Source organism: Castellaniella sp. (assembly GCF_049650445.1).
In the GTDB taxonomy this organism is placed as follows: Bacteria; Pseudomonadota; Gammaproteobacteria; order Burkholderiales; family Burkholderiaceae_B; genus Castellaniella.
This window is the reverse complement of sequence record NZ_JBASAD010000042.1, coordinates 20,049-40,007: the sequence shown is the minus strand read 5'-3', so window position 1 is coordinate 40,007 and position 19,959 is coordinate 20,049. Positions and strand designations below refer to the sequence as shown.

Here is a 19,959-nt window from a genome sequence, read left to right as displayed (position 1 = left end):
CGGATCGCCCTCACCCGCCCGCGCACGGGCCTGAACATTTCAATCGCCATAATGCTGCCCCCGCTTCCAGCGCTTCCAGCCATTGAACACAGGCGCCAGCACCGGATTCGCCGCCACCCGGATCCGGCGTCCAAGCGATGCGCCGCTGGTATCGCGGACGGCGAAACGAAAGATCGAGGCCGGGTCTGTGCCCTGCCGGTTACGGCCGAAGGCGCGTGTCGTGTACAGATGACGAAAACCGGCCTCCTGGGCAATACGGACGTAATCATCGTCAAAATAGCCCTGCGGCCAGCAGAGCTGGTCGGATACTTCGCCCAAATGCCGACGCAGGCAATCCCGCGATTGAGCCAGTTCATCCCGCATGTGCGTATTCTTCGTCGCAGCGTCCAGTCGATCCCAGCGGGTATGCGTATGGGTATGGCTATGAAACTCCATCACGCCATTGTCCTGCATGGCCAGAATTTCGGACCAGCGCACAATGGCCTCGTCGGCGCGACCCGATTCGATGCGCCGCTCACAGTCCCGATGCTCCGGCGTGTCGGGCAACGGTTCCCGGCCACCCAACTGCGGCCGGACCGGGCCTTCGCCCACCCAGCCGGTCACGACGAACACCGTCGCGCGCATGCCGTAGCGGCGCAGCAAAGGTTCCGCATAGACCCAGTTGTCCAGATAGCCGTCGTCGAACGTGATCAGCACCGAGCGGCGAGGCGCCCCGCCCTGCCGCAGGTGGCGGATGAATTCCGCCGTGCTCAGGGTCTGATAACCGTGGTGCGCCAGCCAGCGCAACTGGTCCTCGAAGTGTTCGGGCGTTGCTGCGATCATGCCGCCCTGCGGGCGGACGTGGTGATACATCAAGACCGGCACAATGGGGTTGACCATCAAACAAGTTCCTCCAACCACTGACGGTAACAGCGTTCGGTCCGCTCGCCTAGCGCCTCCCGGGTGAAACGGCCGTCTTCCAGGCAATAGCGCCGGCCGGCGCGGCCCATGCGCCGCCGCAAGTCGGGGTCCGAAATCAGGCGATCCAGCGCCTCGGTCAGGGCCGGAATATCGAACAGCGGCACCAACAGGCCGCTTTCATTTTCTTGCATCATTTCCGGCACCCCCCCCACGCGCGTGCCGATCACGGGCAGGCCGGCGGCACCCGCCTCGACAAAGGCCGTACCCGAGGCTTCGATATGCGTCGCCAGGGCAAAAATATCGAAATCCGGCAGCAGCGCAGGCACATCGGACCGCGTGCCCAGCAAATGGACACGGCCCGCCAGACCGGCAACGGTGATCTGCGCCTGCAACGCAGCCAACGCCGCATCCCCGCCGCCGACGATCACCAGATGCAGGTCCGGATCGCGTTCGAGCAGGGGCAGCATGGCTTCGATCAACTGTTCATGCCCTTTTTCCCGGCGCAGCACGCCCACGCTGCCCACGATCACGGCCTGGGCATCCAGCCCCAGTTCGGATCGAAGGACCGGCGCAGGCATGGGGTCGGGGAAGTCGACGGCGGGCGGCACGACGGCCACCTGCGCCGGTGCAATGCCCCGGTCGATCAGGTGCCGACGCACGAACTCGCTGGGGGTGATCACCCGCTTGGGCACGCCGGTATAGGCCAGCAAGGACCCCACGGGTTTGGCCAGGTGGCGGGTGCGGACGACCAGGGGCACGCCCGCCAGCCGCGCAGCAGCGCCGACCAGCAAGGTTTCGCGCCGGCTATGCGTGTTGACGACATCGAAGCGGCCTTGCCGCAACAGGCGCACCAGGCGTGGCAGGCCCTTGACATGATTCCACGGCCCGTCCATTTCCAGGGTGTCCACATGGAACCCCGCCTGCCGAAGCTCGCGCGCCAACTGGGCATGCGGCTGGCAGATGGCCTGCACATGATGCCCCCGGTCACGCAACGCGCACAGCAAGCGGAAAATATAGCGTTCCTGGCCGGCAAAGCCCGTGGCGGCTTCCGCATGCACGATCCGCAAGGGTTTCATCATACGGGCCGCTTGTGACAAAGACGAAAACGCAGGTTATGCCAGATGCGCCACACCGTATCGCGGGCCTTGTAGGCCTCACGGCGTATCTTATCGACCAGCGGCAGGGAGGGTTCCACCGCCGCGCCCGTGATATCCGAAGGCGAGTCATGATCCTGGGCCACACACGCCGGCTGAATCACGATGTTTTCCACGCCATGCTCGTAGAACCGGAAGACGGCATCATCCAGAGGGTAAATCCAGGTCCGGCTGCCATCCAGCAAAGCCCGGGCCCCCGCTGGGGCCAGCAAGTACGCCACTGAACAGGAATGGCGCTTGAGCTTGCGCGTCAATGCAAAAGGCCCTACCCGCCCGACATACATGAACGCGTCACGGCCTGGCCGGTCATATTCGTGCAGCCAGATGAAGGGCCAGGCCTGGAGCAGCTCTGACGCATGCGCCAGCATGTCCGGGAAATTGTCCTTCAGAATGGCGTCATCCTCGACCACGATCAAGGGCCGGCCGGATTCGGCGCACTCCTGCCAGAGCAGGTAATGGCTGGCGAAGCAGCCCAATTGGGAGGGCTTCAGATCGCGGCCGCGACCCTTGACCCGGGCACGGGCGACGGGATCGTAATGCGCAAACAGCGGATGATCGGGCTGCTGCTTGCCGTTGACAGCATCCAGGAAGCTGTAGCCGGAGATCCCCAGCCGGTCGAACTGGGCGGCGATCTGCCGTCGCCGATCCGGCCGGGAGGCCAGGCTGATGATTCGGATCGAAATCGTGCTCATCCGTAATTGATCTCCACATCATCGTAGGACAGCCACTGGCGCGCATCGGCAATCAGGGTTTCGTCCATGCGCACGCGCCAGTCCTCGCCCAGGCGCAGCAGGCAGGAGAAGCGCGACCCGTGCAGACGCAATTCCACCGGCACACTGGATTCGTCCGAACGCCAGGGTGACAGCAGCTCCTGCAGGCGGCCGGCGTCCAGGCTGTCGGGCACGGACAGGCGCAGGCTGCGGGCGCGACTTTCGCGCACGCGCTGCAGGTCATACAGTTCGTCGGCCGAGACGCGCAGACCGCCGGAATACTCGTCGTGGCTGACGCGGCCCTGGATCACCAGGGGGCGGTCTTCTTTCAAGCTGTCGCGGTATTGCTCGTACATCTCGTTGAAGATCGCGACCTCGATCTGGGCCGTGCCGTCATCCAGCAGGGCATACAGCATCTTGCCGCGCCGGGTCATGCGCACGCGCACCTCGGCCAGCACGCCCGCCAGCCATTGCGGACCGCGCGAAGGAGCCAGCCGCGCCAGCGGCGTGGGCGCCACGCGGCGGATCTCGTCGCGCCAGGCGTCGAACAGGTGGCCGCTGAAATAGAAGCCCAGCGCGGTCTTTTCTTCCCTCAGAAAAGTTTCCAGGTCCCAGGGGGTGACGCGCGCAACCTCGTCGGCCACCAGTTCGTCGGTATTGTCGTCGAACAGAGAGACCTGATTGGCATTGCGTTCGGCCTGCTCGGCGGCCTCGATAGCGCTGCTCAGGGCTTCCAGCAAGGCCGCGCGGTTGGATTCCAGGACGTCGAAGGCCCCGGCGCGGATCAGGGCCTCGATGGTGCGCCGGTTGACGGCGTGGCGGTCCACCCGGGCGCAGAAATCGAACAGCCCGTTGAAGGGGCCGCCGGCCGTGCGGGCGGCAATGATGGCTTCGACAGCGGACTGGCCGGTCCCCTTGACGCCACCCAGGCCATAGCGGATGGTGCGCGGCGGACGGCCCTGCGCGGTGTGCTCGTCAGGCACCGGCGCGAAGCGATAGCCGGATTCATTGACGTCGGGCGGCAGGACGGCGACCTTGTTTTCCAGGGCGTCGCGCCAGAAGATCTGGATCTTGTCCGTATCGTCCATGTCCGACAACATGGTCGCGGCCAGGAATTCCGCCGGGTGGTAGACCTTGAGCCAGGCAGTCTGGTAGGAAATCAGGGCATAGGCGGCCGAGTGACTCTTGTTGAAGCCGTAGCCCGCGAATTTTTCCATCAGGTCGAACAGGTGGGCGGCCAGATCCGGGTCGTAGCCCTTTTTGGCGGCGCCTTCCTGGAAGATCACCCGGTGCTTGGCCATTTCCTCGGGCTTTTTCTTGCCCATGGCGCGGCGCAGCAGGTCGGCGCCGCCCAGGGAATAGCCGCCGATGATCTGCGAAATCAGCATCACCTGTTCCTGGTAGACGATGACGCCGTAGGTGCTCTTGAGCACCGATTCCAGATCCGGGTGGAAATAATCGACTTCTGCGCGGCCGTGCTTGCGGTTGACGAAATCGACCACCATGCCGGATTCCAGCGGCCCGGGACGGAACAGCGCCAGCAAGGCGACCACGTCTTCGAAGGTGTTGGGCCGCATGCTTTTCAGCAGTTCTTTCATGCCGCGCGATTCGAGCTGGAACACCGCCGTGGTATTAGCGGCCGACAGCAGATCGTAGGTGGCCTGGTCGTCCAGCGGCAAGGCCATGATGTCGAAATCGCGCTTGTCCGGATTGAATTCGCGCACGTAGCGCACAGCCCAATCCAGAATGGTCAGGTTGCGCAGGCCCAGGAAGTCGAACTTGACCAGGCCGGCGGCCTCGACGTCGTCCTTGTCGAACTGGGACACGACGCTGGATTCGCTGCCCGGCTGACAATACAGGGGGCAGAAATCGGTCAGTTTGCCCGGAGCGATCAGCACCCCGCCGGCGTGCATGCCGATATTGCGCGTCAGGCCCTCCAGCGGGCGGGCCAGGTCGATGAGGGCGTGGATTTCCTCATCGGTGTCGTACAGTTCCTTGAAGGCGGGCTCGTGTTCCAGCGTGCGGTCCAGCGACCAGGGATCGGCCGGATTGAAGGGGATCATCTTCGACAGGCGATCGCAGACGCTGTAGGGCATCTCCAGCACGCGGCCCACGTCGCGCACCACGGCCTTGGCACCCAGGGTGCCGAAGGTCGCGATCTGGCTGACGGCGTCGCGGCCGTACTTTTCCTTGACGTACTCGATGACCCGTTCGCGGTTGTCCTGGCAGAAGTCCACGTCGAAGTCGGGCATGGACACGCGCTCGGGGTTGAGGAATCGCTCGAACAGCAAGTCATAGCGCAACGGGTCCAGGTCGGTGATCCCCAGGCTATAGGCTACCAGCGAGCCCGCACCCGAGCCCCGGCCCGGTCCCACCGGCACGCCGTGGCCCTTGCCCCAGTTGATGAAGTCCTGCACGATCAGGAAGTAGCCGGGAAAGCCCATGCTGATGATGGTGTGGCATTCCAGATCCAGACGGGCCTGATAGTCGGGCATCTGGCGGGCGCGCTCGTCGGCATCGGGATAGAGCTGGACCATGCGGCGCGCCAGCCCCTCGTTGGACAGGTGCACCAGATAGTCATCCAGCGACACGCCATCGGGCGTGGGGAACTGCGGCAGTTGCGGCTGATCCAGCGTCAGGGTCAGGTTGCAGCGGCGGGCGATCTGCACCGCATTGCTCAGGGCCGAGGGCACGTCCGCGAAACGGCGCGCCATGTCGGCGCTGTCGGGCATGTATTGTTCGGCCGTAAAACGCCGGACGCGGCGCGGATTGCCCAGCAATTCGCCTTCGGCGATGCAGACGCGGGCCTCGTGCGCGCGAAAGTCGGACGGCGCGATGAACTGGATCGGGTGCGTGGCCACCACCGGCAGACCGCAATCCGCCGCCAGACGCAGCGCCGACTGGACATAGGCCTCGTCGCCATCGAAGCCGGCGCGCTGCAGTTCGACGAAATACGCGTCCGGGAAATCGGCGGCCCACTGCCGCGCCAGCCGGCGAGCCTCGTCTTCACGGCCGGCTTCCAGCGCCTGACCCACATCGCCCGCGCGCGCGCCCGACAGGACGATCAGGCCGTTCCTGCCCGACAACCATTCGCGGCGCAGTTCGGCCCGGCCGCGCTGGCTGTTTTCCGTCCAGGCGCGCGCCAGCAGTTCGCACAGATCCAGATAGGCGGCATGACCGGTGGCCAGCAGCAGCACGCGAAAAGGCTTGTCCTCGTCGGCCGGATTGTGCAGCCAGACGTCGCAACCGGCGATGGGCTTGATGCCGGCCTTGCGGGCCGTCTTGTAGAACTTGATCCAGCCGAACAGATTGGCCAGGTCGCTGATCGCCATGGCCGGCTGGCCGAATTCCCGCGCCCGGCCGATCAGGTCGGGGATGCGCGCGATGCCGTCCACCACGGAAAACTCGGAGTGGCTGCGCAGGTGGACGAACAAAGGGGTGTCGGGGGATGTGCTCATGGAGGGATTGTACCTAGCGCGGCATGGCGGCCCAGGCCTTTTCCAGGCGCTTGACCGAGACGGGGAAAGGTGTGCGCAGCGTCTGGGCATAGAGCGCCACGCGCAGTTCCTCCAGTTGCCAGCGGAAGGCGTCCAGATGGGCGTCGGGCGCACCCTTGAGTGCCGCTCGCGCACGCTGCCAGGGCGTGGTCAAGCGGACGATATCGGCCATCAGGGCGGCATCGCGCGCAGGGTCGGCGCGCAGTTTTTCGATGCGCAGTTGTGCCGCCTTCAGATAGCGCGGCAAGTGCCCGAGCTGCTCCGAAGGCGTGTCGCGCACGAAAGCCGGACCGACGAGCGCGTCGAGCTGCTGGCGGATATCCTGCTGCGCCTGCGGCCAGGGACGGGCCTGGAGCAGTTTCTTCACCAGGGCGGCGCGCTCGGCCAGGATGACGCCGGCCAGGCGGGCCCGTTCCTGGGTCAGCAGACCCAGGCGCGCACGGCCCTCAGTACAACGCTGCTCGAAAGCCGCCGCGTCGGCGGGCCAGGGGTCCATCAGGCAGGCCTGGTCCAGCGCCGCATCGATCAACTGATCGCGCAGTTCCTGCTGGGTGCCCAGATCCAGGTACAGCATGCCCAGGCGGGTCAGGTCCGGCAGGTTTTTTTCCAGATAGCGGACCTGCTCCCGCAGGGCCAGGCGGAACAGCCGGCGCAGACCGACCGCGTGCACGCGGCGCGCCTCCTGGGGGTCGTCGAAGACGTCCAGGTCGCAGGATTCGCCCCGGTCACGCAGCGCCGGATAGCCGATCAGGGACTGGCCGCCGCGCTGGATCTCCAGCAATTCCGGCAAGGCGCCAAAGGTCCAGGCCGTCAGGCCCTCGTGGTCCAGGACCCGGGACGCCTGCTGGTCGCGCGCCGCCACTTGCTGGAAAGAAGCCTGGGCCTGGCGGCCATGCTCGGCCCGCAACTGGTCCAGGCTGCGACCACCGGACAGCATGCGACCGTGCTCGTCGATCACCTTGAAATTCATGAACAGGTGCGGCGGCAGGGTCTCCAGCTTGAAGTCGGTGGCCTGGACGCGTACCCGGCATTGTTCCCAGATGTCCTGTTCCAGCGCGTCCAGCAACCCCATGCCGGGATCGGCGGCGCGCTCGAACCAGCGCTCGTGGAAGCCGGCCGCATAGTCGGGCAGCGGCACACAATGGCGGCGCAGCTTCTGTGGCAGGGATTTCAGCAGCAGATGGGCTTTTTCCTTCAGCATGCCTGGCACCAGCCATTCGCAACGGGCGGCGTCGATCTGGTTGAGCGTGAACAGCGGCACGGTCAGCGTCATGCCGTCGCGCGGCGAGCCCGGCTCGAAATGGTAGTCCACCGCCAGCTCTGTCCCCGCCCAGGCCAGGCGACGCGGAAAGACCTCGGTGGTGACGCCGGCCGCGTCGTGACGCATCAGTTCGTCGCGACTCAGATTCAGCCGTGCGGCAGTCCCGGTGTCCAGCCCCTTGAACCAGGCCTCCAGCGTGGCCGTCTGGGACACGTCGGCAGGAATCTGACCGTCATAAAAGGCGTAAATCAACGCGTCATCCACCAGGATGTCCGGACGGCGGCTCTGGTGCTCCAGCCGCTCGATGGATGCGATCAGCCGGCGGTTGTGGGCGATGAAGGGCAGTTTGCTGTCGATGTCGCCCGGCACCAGCGCGTCGCGGATGAAGATTTCCCGCGCGGCCTCGGGATCGATGCGGCCATAGTGCACGCGGCGTCCGGTATACACCGGCAGGCCGTGCACGGTGCCGCGCTCATTGGCGACGACCTGGCCGACCTTCTTTTCCCAACGCGGATCGGACCAGGCGCGCTTGAGCAGATGCGCCCCGGCGCGCTCGACCCAGGTCGGCTCGATCTGCGCCACGCAACGGGCATACAGACGGGTGGTCTCCACCAGCTCGGCCGCCAGCACCCAGCGGCCGGCTTTTTTCTGCAGGGGCGAACCCGGGTGGATGGCAAAGCGGATGTCGTGCGCGCCCTGATACAGCCCGCCGTCCTCGGACTTCATGCCGATATTGCCCAGCAAGCCGGCCAACAGCGCCAGATGGATCTGCTCGCGCGTGGCCGGGGTCTGATTCAGCCGCCAACCCTGCTCACGCGCCAGGGTCAGCAATTGCGTGTGCGTGTCGTGCCATTCGCGCAGGCGGATGGGCGACAGGAATTTGGCGCGGATCTGGTCCACCAGCTTGCGCTGAGAGGCCTTGTGCGCGACCTGCTCGCCGTACCACTGCCAGAGCTTGAGCCAGGCGAGGAATTCCGACTGCTTGTCGTTGAACTGGGCATGGGCGTTGTCGGCCGCCTCGCGCGCCTGCATGGGGCGGTCGCGCGGATCCTGCACGGACAGCGCCGAGGCGATGACGAGGATTTCCGCCAGACACTGCTGCTCGTGCGCGGCAAAGACCATGCGCGCAATGCGTGGATCGACGGGCAGCTTCGCCAGGGCGCGGCCCACCGAAGTCAGATGGTTGCGCTCGTCCAGCGCGCCCAGTTCCTGCAGGAGTTGATAGCCGTCGGCAATGGCCCGGCCGGTGGGCGGTTCGACGAAGGGAAAGGCTTCGATGTCATCCAGCCGCAGGGATTTCATCCGCAGGATGACCGAGGCCAGGGACGAACGCAGGATTTCGGGATCCGTGAAGGCCGGGCGCTGCTTGAAGTCGTCCTCGGCGTACAGGCGCACGCACACGCCCGGCCCCAGACGGCCGCAGCGGCCGGCGCGCTGGTTCGCGGAAGCCTGGCTGATGGGTTCGATGCGCAGCTGTTCGACCTTGCTGCGCCAGGAATAGCGCTTGATGCGCGCCAGACCGCTGTCCACGACGTAGCGGATGCCCGGCACCGTCAGCGAGGTCTCGGCCACGTTGGTGGCCAGCACGATGCGCCGGGCATTGCCGCGCGGATGAAAGATCTGCTCCTGCTCCACGCGCGACAGCCGGGCATACAGCGGCAGCACCAGGGCGCCGACGGGATGGCGCTTGCGCAGGGCCTCGGCACATTCGCGGATTTCGCGCTCGCCAGGCAGAAAGACCAGCACGTCGCCCGTCCCGTGACGGGCGCATTCATCCACGCCATCCACCACGGCGTCGACCAGATCACGCTCCTCGTCACCCTGTCCCGGCTTGCGGCCAGCGGAGCCGTCGTCTTCATCCTGCCGCACGGGGCGGTAGCGCAGTTCCACCGGAAACAGGCGGCCCGAAACCTGGATCACCGGGGCCGGCCGGTCCTCGGTGCCGAAATGACGGGCAAAGCGGTCGGCATCGATGGTGGCCGAGGTGATGATCAGCTTCAGATCCTTGCGGCGCGCCAGCAGGCGCTTCAGGAACCCCAGCAGAAAATCGATGTTCAGACTGCGTTCGTGCGCCTCGTCGATGATCAGGGTGTCGTAGCGGCGCAGCAGGGGATCGCGCTGGGTCTCGGCCAGCAGGATGCCGTCGGTCATCAGCTTGATGGCCGTCGCCGGGCCGGCGCGCTCGGAAAAACGGATCTGGTAGCCCACCCAATCGCCGATCTCGGTGCGCAGTTCCTCGGCCACGCGCTGGGCGACCGAGGTCGCGGCCAGACGGCGCGGCTGAGTGTGACCGATCATGCCCGTGCGGCCGCGCCCCAGCTCCAGGCAAATCTTGGGGAGCTGGGTGGTCTTGCCCGAACCGGTCTCGCCGCAGACGATGACCACCGGATGCTCGGTGATGGCGCGCGCGATATCCTGGCGGCAGGCGCTGACGGGCAGGTCTTCCGGATAGTGGATGGGCGGCAGGGGCCGGTCGCCGGCACCGGCAGGCGGGCGGGCGGCACGCGCGCGGTCTGAGTCTGAAGACGGAGACGCCGCTGCGGGCCGGGCCCGCGCCCGGCGGGGCGGCTGCGAGGGATTTTCTGGCAAAACGTCGGATTCCACGGAGGAGAAGCCTCAGGATGAACCGAACATTATAATTTCGCTATCGCGAGAATCCGACGCCCACCCCAACCTTCGAGACCCGAGACCCGCCACCCACCATGAGCGCTGCCGAAACCGACACCTATTCCGCCCAGGACGCACCCGAATTCGCCCCCGCGCAGTTCGTGCGATGGTTCCGCGAGGTTGCGCCCTACGTGCATGACTTCCGCGGCAAGACGTTCGTCGTGGCTTTTGGCGGCGAGTTGATCGAGGACGGCGGCCTGGAGGATCTGGTGGCCGACCTGTCGCTGCTGTCGGCGCTGGGGATCAAGCTGGTCCTGGTGCACGGATCGCGCCCTCAGGTCAACGAACAACTGCGCCTGAAGGGGCACACCACCCAGTTCGGCCGGGGGACGGAACCCACCAGCCCCGAGGCCCTGGAATGCGCCAAAGAGGCCGCCGGGGAAATCCGCCTGGACATCGAGGCCGCCTTCAGCCAGGGACTGCCCAACACGCCGATGTCACACGCCAAGATCCGCGTGATCTCCGGCAATTTCGTCACGGCGCGCCCGGTCGGCGTGATCGACGGCGTGGACTTCCGGCGCGCCGGCACGGTGCGCAAGCTGGACATCGAAGCGATGCGCAACGTCATCAGCCAGGGGGCCATCGTGCTGCTTTCCCCGCTGGGCTTTTCCCCCACCGGCGAGGCCTTCAATCTGGCCATGGAAGACCTGGCCACCAACGCCGCCGTGGCGCTGCGCGCCGAAAAACTGATCTTCCTGACCCAGAACCGCACCGTCACCGAAACCGATGGCTCGGTGGACACCGAACTGGCGCGCAAGGACGCAGACGACCTGCTCGCCCAGGACATCCTGGACGAGGACACGTCCGCCTTTCTGCGCCACGCGTCCCTGGCAGTCAAGCGCGGAGTGGCGCGCGCGCATCTGGTGCCCTACACCATGGACGGCAGCATCCTGCTGGAAATCTTCACCCACGACGGGGTGGGCACCATGGTGGTCGAGGACACCCTCGAAGACCTGCGCCCGGCCGGCGCCGACGACGTGGGCGCCATCGTCCAACTGATCGAGCCCCTGGAGGCCGACGGCACCCTGGTGCCGCGCGGGCGTGCCACGATCGAGCGCGACGTGGAGAAATTCACGGTGCTGGAGCACGACGGCGTGATCTACGGCTGCGTGGCCCTGATCCCCTATCTGGACGACGGCATGGCCGAAATGGCCTGCCTGATCGTGCACCCCGAATGGCAGGGCACCGGCGACGGCGAGAAACTGCTGCGCCACGCCGAGACCAGCGCCCGCGCCCAGGGCGCCCGGCGCCTGTTCGTACTGACCACGCGCACCTCGCACTGGTTCCTGAAGCGCGGCTTCGTCCAGGGCGGCGTCTCCGACCTGCCCCACGAAAAGCGCGCCCACTACAACCATTCGCGCAACAGCCTGGTGTTCATCAAGCGACTATGAAAATCCTCGTCACCGGCGGTGCCGGCTTCATCGGCTCGGCCCTGATCCGGCACCTGATCGACCACACCGGCCATGCGGTCGTCAACGTCGACAAGCTGACCTACGCCGGCAACCTGGAATCCCTGGCGTGCGTCGCGGACGATCCGCGCTATGCCTTCGAGCATCTGGACATCTGCGACGCACCGGGCCTGGCGGACGCCTTCGCGCGCCACCGGCCGGACGCCGTGATGCATCTGGCGGCGGAATCCCACGTGGACCGTTCCATCGACGGCCCGGCCGACTTCGTACGCACCAATATGGTCGGCACCTACACGCTGCTGGAAGCTGCCCGCGCCCACTGGAACGGACTGGACGCCGCCGCGCGCGCCGCCTTCCGTTTCCATCACATTTCCACCGACGAGGTCTACGGCGACCTGGCCGACACCGGGGCCCTGTTCACGGAGGCCACACCCTACGCTCCCAGTTCGCCCTATTCCGCCAGCAAGGCGGGATCGGACCACCTGGCGCGGGCCTGGCAGCGCACCTACGGCCTGCCGGTGCTGGTGACGAACTGCTCCAACAACTACGGCCCCTGCCACTTCCCGGAAAAGCTGATCCCGCTGATCATCCTGAACGCCCTGGAAGGCAAACCCCTGCCCGTCTATGGCCAGGGCCTGCAGGTCCGTGACTGGCTCTACGTCGAAGACCACGCCCGCGCCCTGCTGTGCGTCGTCGAAGCGGGCGTGCCCGGGCAGACCTACAACATCGGCGGCCATAACGAACAGCGCAACATCGACGTGGTGCACGCCATCTGCGCCCTGCTGGAAGAACTCGCCCCCGCGCACCCCGCCGGCGTGGCGCGCTACGCCGACCTGATCACCCACGTGGCCGACCGACCGGGGCACGACCTGCGCTACGCCATCGACGCCGGCAAGATCGCCCGCGAACTGGGCTGGACGCCGCAGGAAACCTTCGCCAGCGGCCTGCGCAAGACGGTACGGTGGTATCTGGACAACCGCGACTGGTGCCGCCGCGTGCAGGACGGCAGCTACCAGCGCCAGCGGCTGGGTCTGGTCGATGCGGCGCGCTGAGGCGCCCCGCCTCCTCGTCACCGGCGCCGACGGCCAACTGGGGCGGTCGCTGCGCATGCTGGCGATGCAGCATCCCGATGCGGCGCGCTATGCATTCCTGACGCGATCGCAACTGGACATCACGCAAGCCGATGCCGTGCACGCCTGGCTGGACGCACACCCCGCCGACTGCCTGATCAATGCCGCCGCCTACACGGCCGTGGACCGCGCGGCCACCGAGCCGGCACTGTCCCGCGCGATCAACGCGGACGCCCCCGGCCTGCTGGCGCGCGCCTGCGCGGCGCGCGGCATCCGGCTGCTGCACGTGTCCACCGACTACGTCTTCGACGGGCGGCTGGACCGCCCTTATCGGGAAAGCGACCCGACCGCGCCCCTGAACACCTACGGGCGCGGCAAATTGGCAGGCGAGCAGGCCGTGCTGAATGCCGATCCGCGAGCGTTGGTCGTGCGCACCGGCTGGGTCTTCAGCGCCTGGGGCGGCAATTTCGTCCGCACGATGGTGCGCCTGGGCACGGAACGCGACACGCTGCGCGTGATCGACGACCAGATCGGCGGCCCCACCTGGGCCGGCCACCTGGCCCAGATCCTGCACACGCTGGCCCTGCGGCCTGAAGGCGAAGCGCCAGGGGGCCTCTATCACTTTGGCGGTCAGCCCTGGACGAGCTGGCACGGCTTCGCACTGGAAATCCTGAACCGCGCCCAGGCACGGGGCCTGCTCGCCCGTCTGCCCCACATCGAGGCGATCTCCTCGGCCGACTGGCCTGCGCCCGAACCCCGGCCAGCCAATGGCCGCCTGGATTGCACGCGGCTGGAAGCCTTGATCGGGCCGCTGGCATGCGACTGGCGCATCGGTCTGGATCGGGTGCTGGAGTCCTGGCAGACGGCAAGCGCTTGAAGCGGCCGGCGTGACCCCGCAGGGATACAATGCCTGCTTTCCCATTGCACGACACGAGAGGCGCCCGACATGGCACGCATGATCCAATGCCACAAACTCAAGCGCGAGGCCCAAGGCCTGGACTATCCCCCGTACCCGGGCGATCTGGGCGTGCGTATCTGGCGCGAAATTTCCAAGGATGCCTGGACCCAGTGGCTGGACATCCAGACGCGACTGGTCAATGAGAACCACCTGAGCCTGGCCGATCCGGAGTCGCGGAAATTCCTGGCCGAACGCATGCAGGCGTTCCTGTTCGACGATCAGGACGTCGAGGCCCAGGGCTACGTGCCGCCTGCGGGCTGACGCCTGGGAAGCATCCGAACCCAGTCCCTACCTTCGGCGATCCGCCTCGCCGCTTGCAAGCGGCTCCGATTCGACAGGCACTGAGCAGTCATCAAGGACTGCTCAGTGTCCGCCGGCCTCATCATCAGACGCGTCACCGCGCGGCTGCGGCGGTTCGCCACGCGCCATGCGTTCGGTGTTGGTGACGCCCGTGTGGCGCACGTCGTCGCCGCGCACCATGTAGATCACGCGTTCGGCCATGTTCTTCGCATGGTCGCCGATGCGCTCCAGCGCGCGGGCAATGAAGATCAGGTCGATGGAGTGCGAGATCGTGCGCGGGTCTTCGATCATGTAGGTGATGATGTGGCGCAGGGAGGCCTTCCATTCCTTGTCCACGTCCTTGTCATTGCGCACCACCTGGGCGGCAGCGACGGGATCCTCGCGGGCGAAGGCGTCCAGCGCCGCCCGGATCATGCTGGCCACCGCATCGCCCATGTGGCGCAATTCCACCACCGGCTCGTAGGACGTATTGGATTCGTGCAGGCGACGGGCGACCTTGGCGATCTTTTCAGCCTCGTCGCCGCAGCGTTCCATGTCGGTCAGCATCTTGGACACCGACAGCAGCAGGCGCAGATCGCCGGCCGTCGGCTGATGACGCGCAATCAACTGGCTGATGCGCTCGTCGATGTCGACCTCGAACTGGTTGACTTGCCGTTCATGCTCGCGGACCCGATCCACCAGTTGCAGCTCGCCCCGAGTCAGGGCGTGGATGCCGTCCAGCACCATGGATTCGACCAGTCCGCCCATCTGCAGAAACATGGACCGCGTCGTTTCGAGTTCGCTGTGAAATTGCTTGTTGGTGTGTTCCAGCATCCGGGACCTCTGCCTGCCTTCAGGCGCATTCGACGAGCGCAAAACCTAGCATCACGCCCGCCACGTGGAAATAATACCCAGCATAGCAGTGCCATGTGACAGAAACATGACGAATGGCGGTGTATCAGTCGCGCAGTTCCAGTCGCGACACCCCCCCTTGCCCCGCCACCAGCGCCACCTGGGCGCCAGCGATCGCGAACAGGCCGCAGCAGACCACCCCCGGAATGTTGTTCAGCATCGCCTCGAACTCGGCGGGATCACCATAGCGCAGACCGGCGACGTCCAGTATCTGGTTGCCGTTGTCGGTGGTGAAGCCTTCGCGCAGGCGCGGCTGCCCGCCCAGTTGGCGGACCTCGCGGGCGACGGCCTCGCGCGCCAGGGGGATGACCTCGACCGGCAGCGGAAAGCCGCCCAGGCGCTCGACCAGCTTGGATTCGTCGACGATGCAGACGAAACGGTCCGCCACCGAGGCCACGATCTTCTCGCGCGTCAGCGCCCCGCCGCCACCCTTGATCATGTTCAACTGATGGTCGATCTCGTCAGCGCCATCCACGTACAACGCCAGTGAAGTCACCTCGTTCAAGTCCAGCACCTGGATACCGGCCGCCTGAAGGCGGCGCGTGCTGCGCTCCGAACTGGACACCGCCGCGCGGAAGTCCCCACGATGAGGCGCGAGCAGATCGATGAATCGATCCACGGTCGATCCCGTCCCCACCCCCAGGATGCTGTCGGGCTGCAACTGGGGCAGTACATCGTCGAGGGCGGCCTGGGCCGCCTGTTGCTTGAGTTCATCCTGGGTGAGCATAGGGGTATTCCGATTGGAGGTCTGGAAGGCCTGTATTGTAATGGTCCTGCCCCGCCATGGCCTCGATCCGCCATGGCCTGCGCACGATGAACGGTGGCGACATATTCTGTCGCGGGGCCTCCCTAGACTGAGCCTGTGTTTCACGCTCACCAAGGAATCGATGCCATGCCTCCCACCGACGCCCAATGGAATCGCGCTCTGGATTACCTGCGCGCGGCCCGTGGTCTGCTGATCACCGCCGGCGCCGGCATGGGCGTGGATTCGGGACTGCCGGATTTTCGTGGCAAAGAGGGCCTGTGGCGTGCCTACCCCGCCCTGCGCCAGGCGCACCTGGATTTCCAGCACATTGCCCAACCCGAGGCCTTTGACCGTTGGCCCACGCTGGCCTGGGGGTTTTACGGCCACCGCCTGTCCCTGTACCGTCGGACCGAGCCGCATGCAGGCTTCGGCATCCTGCAGCGCTGGGCCGAACGCCTGCCGCATGGCGCCTTCGTCTTCACCAGCAACGTCGACGGCCAGTTCCAGCGGGCGGGCTTCGATCCGGACCGCATCCTGGAATGCCACGGCTCGCTGCATTGGATGCAATGCCACGCCCGTTGCCGGCACCGGATCTGGCCGGCCGACAATTTCGAGCCGGACGTGGACGCCGCGACCTGCCGCTTGCGCTCGCCCCTGCCGACCTGCCCCGACTGCGGCGCCCTGGCCCGCCCCAACGTGCTGATGTTCAACGACCTGGACTGGGAAACGGAACGCATGACGGCGCAGCGCGGCCAACTGAACGCCTGGCTGGAATCCGTGGGCGGCGACCCCCTAACCGTGATCGAACTGGGCGCGGGTCAGGCGATCCCCTCGGTGCGTCATTTCAGCCTGCGCAGCGGCCATCCGGTGCTGCGCATCAATGCCCGCGACAGCGCCATTTCTCCGCGCTGGGGCGTCGGCCTGGAAGGTTCGGCGCTGCGGACACTGCAATGGCTCGATACCCATATTTGATTCATACTGACAGCTTCCCGACTCTGTGATCCCGGCGTGGCCAAACGATCCTCGACCCTGGAAACCACCTTGCTGGCGCTGGAAATACTGCGCCGGATCCCGCGCGCGCCCCGCTCGATCACCGCCGGCGAATTGCACGAACAACTGGTCGCCAGTGGTTTCCAGCGCGACCTGCGCACCATTCAGCGGCAGTTGGACATGCTCAGCGCCGCTTTGGACATCGAGCGCAACGACGATGCCGTGCCCTACCGCTACCAGTGGCTGCCCCACGCCAAGCCGCTGGCCATTCCACACCTGAACGCGCAGGAATCCCTGCTGCTGACCTTGGCCGAGGAACACCTGCGCCATCTGCTGCCCACCCACCTGATGAAATCCCTGCAGGGTTTCTTCGCCCAGGCGCACCGCAACCTGGAGCCGGACCGCAATGCAGGGCTGGAACGCGAATGGCCGTCCAAGATCCGAGTGGTCGCCACCACCCAGCCGCTGCTGCCCCCGACCATCGCGCCCGGGGTGCTGGACACGGTCAGCGAAGCCCTGTATCACAACCATCGGCTGCGGCTGGACTACAAGAACGCCGACGGCCGGCGCCAGACCATCGAGGTCATGCCCCTGGGCCTGGCCCAGCAAGGCCCACGCCTATATCTGGTGTGCCGCTTCCAGGGGTTCGAGAACGAGCGCAGCCTGGCCCTGCACCGCATCCTGAGCGCCGAACAGGCCTCCACCATCCCCTTCGAGCGCCCCCGGGACTTCGACCTGGCCCAATACGATGCCGACGGGCGCTTCCGCTTCGGCGAGGGTGATCGCATCCGCTTGCGCTTTCGCATCAAACGCAAAATCGGGCATCATCTGCTGGAAACGCCCTTGTCCAGGGACCAGACGATTATCGAAGCAGATGGCGACCGACTGGAAGTCACCGCCACCGTGGTCGACAGCGCCATGCTGTATCAGTGGCTGCGCGGCTTCGGCGACGCCGTGGACGGGGTGGAAAAACTCGACCCCGAAGCCTCCTGATGCACGACACTGCCTTCACCGCTGCCGATCTCGACGCCCTGCGTCAGGCCCATGCCCTGCTCGAAAATCCGGGCCTGGCCGCACGGATGACGAACCTGATCGGCGCGCCCGTCGAAAAATTCCTGAACCGCCTGCCGGCAGGCTGGAACGCCCAGCTCGGCCAGGTGACCCGGCTGGCCCTGAGCAAGGCCGCCGACGCCGCCCTGTTCACGCTGGGCGACAAGCCAGGCGGTCAAAGCTCGAACTGGTGGCACAAAGTCGGCGCTGCCGCCTCCGGCGGCGTGGGCGGATTCTTCGGGCTGGCCGGCCTGGCGGTGGAACTGCCGGTGTCCACCACGATCATGATGCGCTCGATTGCAGACATTGCCCGCAGCGAAGGAGAATCGCTGACCGCCCCTGACACCCGGCTCGCCTGCCTGGAGGTCTTCGCCCTGGGCGGCAAGAGCGCGGCCGACGATGGCACGGAAAGCGGCTATTACGTCGTCCGCGCGGCACTGGCGCACGCCGTCAGCCAGGCCGCCGAATACGCCGTCGGCAGCGTCGCCGTCGAAAAGGCCGCCCCGCCCGCCCTGATGCGCCTGATCACGATGGTGGCGGAACGTTTCGGCATCCAGATCACCGAAAAAGCCGCCGCCCAGGCCGTGCCCGCCCTCGGCGCGGCCGGCGGCGCGCTGATCAACACCCTGTTCATCAATCACTTCCAGGACATGGCCCGGGGACATTTCATCATCCGCAGGCTGGACCGGCAGTACGGGGAAGAAATCGTGCGGGCGGCGTACGAAGGCCTGAGCCAGCAGCGGGAAGGCTGATTTTCGGGAGAACACCGGCATTCCGGTCGGCACTGGCCCGGCCTGCGGAAGGGGTATTCAAACGTTCCTTCACAAATTTGCAATAATGCCGGGTCTCCCGAACTCATCCTCATCATGTTCGACCTATTCTCCGGTCTTCCCCTGTCGGTTGGACTCGGCCTCGTCCTGGCGCTGGCCCTCGTCCTGGCTTTTGAATTCATCAACGGTTTCCACGACACCGCCAACGCCGTCGCCACGGTCATCTACACCAAGGCCATGCCGCCGCATCTGGCAGTGTTCTTTTCAGGCATCTGCAACTTCTTGGGCGTGCTGCTGGGCGGCGTGGGGGTGGCCTACGCCATCGTCCACCTGCTGCCCATCGACCTGCTGCTCGATCTGGACAGCGGCCGCAGCCTGGCCATGGTGTTTTCCATGCTGGTCGCCGCCATCGTCTGGAACCTGGGCACCTGGTATTTCGGCATCCCTGCCTCCAGTTCGCACACCCTGATCGGCGCGATCCTGGGCGTGGGCGTGGCCAATGCCCTGCTGACCGATCTGTCCATCAGCGCCGGGGTCAACTGGAGCAAAGCCATCGAGATCGGTCTGTCGCTGATCATCTCGCCCCTGGCGGGCTTCCTCATCGCGGCCTTGCTGCTGCTGGGCCTGAAGAAGCTGTTCCTCAACTCGAAGATGCACAAGACGCCCGAAGAGCGCCGCGCCATCGACAACAAGAAGCATCCGCCCTTCTGGAACCGGCTGGTGCTGGTGCTGTCGGCCATGAGCGTGAGCTTCGTGCACGGATCCAACGACGGCCAGAAAGGCATCGGCCTGATCATGCTGGTGCTGATCGGCATCGTCCCGGGCAAATTCGTCCTGGACTCGTCCAGCACGCCCTACCAGGTCCAGCGCACCTACGACGCTGCCGCTCACCTGGGCGACTTCTATCAACGCAACGCGGACACGCTGGGCGACTTTCTGGCGCTCAAGCAGCCGCCTCTCGCCGACCTTCCCCCGAAGTTCCACTGCGATCCGAAAGACACCTTGACCACCATCCAGGCGGTACGCAGCAAGCTGGAGGGCGTGCGCACCTACAACGATCTGCCGCCCGACATGCGCGGACGCATGCGCCGCTATCTGCTCTGCCTGGACGACACCGCCCGCAAGGTCAGCAACCTGGGGGTGCTCTCCCTCGGCGAGAAAGCCGATCTGCGGCGCTTGCGCGCCGATTTGACCGTGACGACGGAATATGCGCCGCTCTGGGTGATCATCGCGGTCGCAATGGCCCTGGGCATCGGCACCATGGTGGGCTGGCGCCGCGTGGTGCTGACCATCGGGGAAAAAATCGGCAAGCGGGGCATGACCTACGCCCAGGGCATGGCCGCCCAGATCACCGCCGTCGCCGCCATCGGCGTGGCCAACGTCTTCAGCCTGCCGGTCTCGACCACCCAGGTGCTGTCCTCCGGCGTGGCCGGCACCATGGTCGCCAACCGCAGCGGCCTGCACAACGGCACCGTGCGCACCATCCTGCTGGCCTGGCTGCTGACCTTCCCGGCCAGCATGCTGCTGTCGGCGGGGCTGTTCAGCCTGGCGGTGATGCTGGGGGTTTGAGGCTGGGGCTGGAGCAGC

General features: G+C 66.2%; 15 protein-coding genes. 8 read left to right on the top strand and 7 right to left on the bottom strand.

Going from position 1 to position 19,959, the window contains the following annotated elements:
• Positions 1-39 precede the first annotated feature (39 nt).
• From WA983_RS15135 to hrpA, 5 genes are read right to left on the bottom strand one after another with little or no spacing between them, the layout of a single operon-like run.
• Positions 40-879, bottom strand: a complete 840-nt coding sequence (locus WA983_RS15135) for a polysaccharide deacetylase family protein (protein ID WP_424249227.1) — start codon at positions 877-879, stop codon at positions 40-42.
• The gene (locus WA983_RS15130; RefSeq protein ID WP_424312271.1) at positions 879-1,976 is read right to left on the bottom strand and encodes a glycosyltransferase family 4 protein; all 1,098 of its coding nucleotides are present in this window, start codon (positions 1,974-1,976) and stop codon (positions 879-881) included. The genes WA983_RS15135 and WA983_RS15130 overlap by 1 nt, the downstream gene beginning before the upstream one ends.
• Positions 1,976-2,746, bottom strand: a complete 771-nt coding sequence (locus tag WA983_RS15125) for a glycosyltransferase family 25 protein (protein ID WP_424249226.1) — start codon at positions 2,744-2,746, stop codon at positions 1,976-1,978. The genes WA983_RS15130 and WA983_RS15125 overlap by 1 nt, the downstream gene beginning before the upstream one ends.
• Entirely contained in the window at positions 2,743-6,222 is a 3,480-nt protein-coding gene (gene dnaE / locus WA983_RS15120) for a DNA polymerase III subunit alpha (protein WP_424249224.1), read from the bottom strand. Before dnaE ends, WA983_RS15125 begins: the two co-directional genes overlap by 4 nt.
• 13 nt (positions 6,223-6,235) lie before the next feature.
• The gene (gene hrpA / locus WA983_RS15115) at positions 6,236-10,111 is read right to left on the bottom strand and encodes an ATP-dependent RNA helicase HrpA (protein ID WP_424312270.1); all 3,876 of its coding nucleotides are present in this window, start codon (positions 10,109-10,111) and stop codon (positions 6,236-6,238) included.
• A 113-nt stretch (positions 10,112-10,224) separates the two neighbouring features.
• On the opposite strand from hrpA, the gene argA reads away from it, so the two are divergent.
• The 4 genes from argA to WA983_RS15095 all read left to right on the top strand — a co-directional run bounded on the left by argA (position 10,225) and on the right by WA983_RS15095 (position 13,887).
• On the top strand, positions 10,225-11,580 hold the full coding sequence (gene argA, locus WA983_RS15110) for an amino-acid N-acetyltransferase (RefSeq protein ID WP_424249222.1): 1,356 nt from the start codon (positions 10,225-10,227) through the stop codon (positions 11,578-11,580).
• Positions 11,577-12,650 (top strand): dTDP-glucose 4,6-dehydratase, encoded by a 1,074-nt coding sequence (gene rfbB / locus WA983_RS15105; protein ID WP_424249220.1) that lies wholly within the window; start codon positions 11,577-11,579, stop codon positions 12,648-12,650. Before argA ends, rfbB begins: the two co-directional genes overlap by 4 nt.
• Positions 12,637-13,545, top strand: a complete 909-nt coding sequence (gene rfbD / locus WA983_RS15100; protein ID WP_424312268.1) for a dTDP-4-dehydrorhamnose reductase — start codon at positions 12,637-12,639, stop codon at positions 13,543-13,545. Before rfbB ends, rfbD begins: the two co-directional genes overlap by 14 nt.
• Positions 13,546-13,614: 69 nt before the next feature.
• Positions 13,615-13,887, top strand: coding sequence for an oxidative damage protection protein (locus WA983_RS15095; RefSeq protein ID WP_424251259.1), 273 nt, complete (start codon positions 13,615-13,617; stop codon positions 13,885-13,887).
• Between the two features lie 102 nt (positions 13,888-13,989).
• On the opposite strand, the gene phoU is transcribed toward WA983_RS15095, so the two are convergent.
• Together phoU and rpiA are read right to left on the bottom strand one after the other, a co-directional pair.
• A complete protein-coding gene (gene phoU / locus WA983_RS15090; protein ID WP_424251257.1) occupies positions 13,990-14,739 on the bottom strand; it encodes a phosphate signaling complex protein PhoU in 750 nt (249 codons plus the stop codon).
• A 124-nt stretch (positions 14,740-14,863) separates the two neighbouring features.
• Positions 14,864-15,544 carry a ribose-5-phosphate isomerase RpiA gene (gene rpiA, locus WA983_RS15085; protein WP_424251255.1) on the bottom strand — a complete coding sequence of 227 codons (681 nt, stop codon included), beginning with the start codon at positions 15,542-15,544 and terminating at the stop codon, positions 14,864-14,866.
• A 165-nt stretch (positions 15,545-15,709) separates the two neighbouring features.
• Here rpiA and WA983_RS15080 point away from each other — a divergent pair, with 165 nt between their 5' ends.
• The 4 genes from WA983_RS15080 to WA983_RS15065 all read left to right on the top strand — a co-directional run bounded on the left by WA983_RS15080 (position 15,710) and on the right by WA983_RS15065 (position 19,941).
• A complete protein-coding gene (locus tag WA983_RS15080; protein ID WP_424251253.1) occupies positions 15,710-16,534 on the top strand; it encodes an SIR2 family NAD-dependent protein deacylase in 825 nt (274 codons plus the stop codon).
• 36 nt (positions 16,535-16,570) lie between these two features.
• Positions 16,571-17,545: a helix-turn-helix transcriptional regulator gene (locus WA983_RS15075; RefSeq protein WP_424251250.1), complete on the top strand. Its 975-nt coding sequence runs from the start codon at positions 16,571-16,573 to the stop codon at positions 17,543-17,545.
• On the top strand, positions 17,545-18,354 hold the full coding sequence (locus WA983_RS15070; protein WP_424312267.1) for an EcsC family protein: 810 nt from the start codon (positions 17,545-17,547) through the stop codon (positions 18,352-18,354). The genes WA983_RS15075 and WA983_RS15070 overlap by 1 nt, the downstream gene beginning before the upstream one ends.
• 114 nt (positions 18,355-18,468) lie before the next feature.
• A complete protein-coding gene (locus WA983_RS15065; protein WP_424249709.1) occupies positions 18,469-19,941 on the top strand; it encodes an inorganic phosphate transporter in 1,473 nt (490 codons plus the stop codon).
• Positions 19,942-19,959: the final 18 nt, after the last annotated feature.

What these genes read in the sequence shown, in the direction of transcription:
- phoU (WP_424251257.1), bottom strand. Translation starts at nt 14,739, where the DNA reads ATGCTGGAACACACCAACAAGCAATTTCACAGCGAACTCGAAACGACG.
- WA983_RS15080 (WP_424251253.1), top strand. Translation starts at nt 15,710, where the DNA reads ATGCCTCCCACCGACGCCCAATGGAATCGCGCTCTGGATTACCTGCGC.
- rfbD (WP_424312268.1), top strand. Translation starts at nt 12,637, where the DNA reads ATGCGGCGCGCTGAGGCGCCCCGCCTCCTCGTCACCGGCGCCGACGGC.
- dnaE (WP_424249224.1), bottom strand. Translation starts at nt 6,222, where the DNA reads ATGAGCACATCCCCCGACACCCCTTTGTTCGTCCACCTGCGCAGCCAC.
- WA983_RS15125 (WP_424249226.1), bottom strand. Translation starts at nt 2,746, where the DNA reads ATGAGCACGATTTCGATCCGAATCATCAGCCTGGCCTCCCGGCCGGAT.
- WA983_RS15095 (WP_424251259.1), top strand. Translation starts at nt 13,615, where the DNA reads ATGGCACGCATGATCCAATGCCACAAACTCAAGCGCGAGGCCCAAGGC.
- argA (WP_424249222.1), top strand. Translation starts at nt 10,225, where the DNA reads ATGAGCGCTGCCGAAACCGACACCTATTCCGCCCAGGACGCACCCGAA.
- WA983_RS15070 (WP_424312267.1), top strand. Translation starts at nt 17,545, where the DNA reads ATGCACGACACTGCCTTCACCGCTGCCGATCTCGACGCCCTGCGTCAG.
- WA983_RS15135 (WP_424249227.1), bottom strand. Translation starts at nt 879, where the DNA reads ATGGTCAACCCCATTGTGCCGGTCTTGATGTATCACCACGTCCGCCCG.
- WA983_RS15130 (WP_424312271.1), bottom strand. Translation starts at nt 1,976, where the DNA reads ATGAAACCCTTGCGGATCGTGCATGCGGAAGCCGCCACGGGCTTTGCC.
- rfbB (WP_424249220.1), top strand. Translation starts at nt 11,577, where the DNA reads ATGAAAATCCTCGTCACCGGCGGTGCCGGCTTCATCGGCTCGGCCCTG.
- rpiA (WP_424251255.1), bottom strand. Translation starts at nt 15,544, where the DNA reads ATGCTCACCCAGGATGAACTCAAGCAACAGGCGGCCCAGGCCGCCCTC.
- WA983_RS15065 (WP_424249709.1), top strand. Translation starts at nt 18,469, where the DNA reads ATGTTCGACCTATTCTCCGGTCTTCCCCTGTCGGTTGGACTCGGCCTC.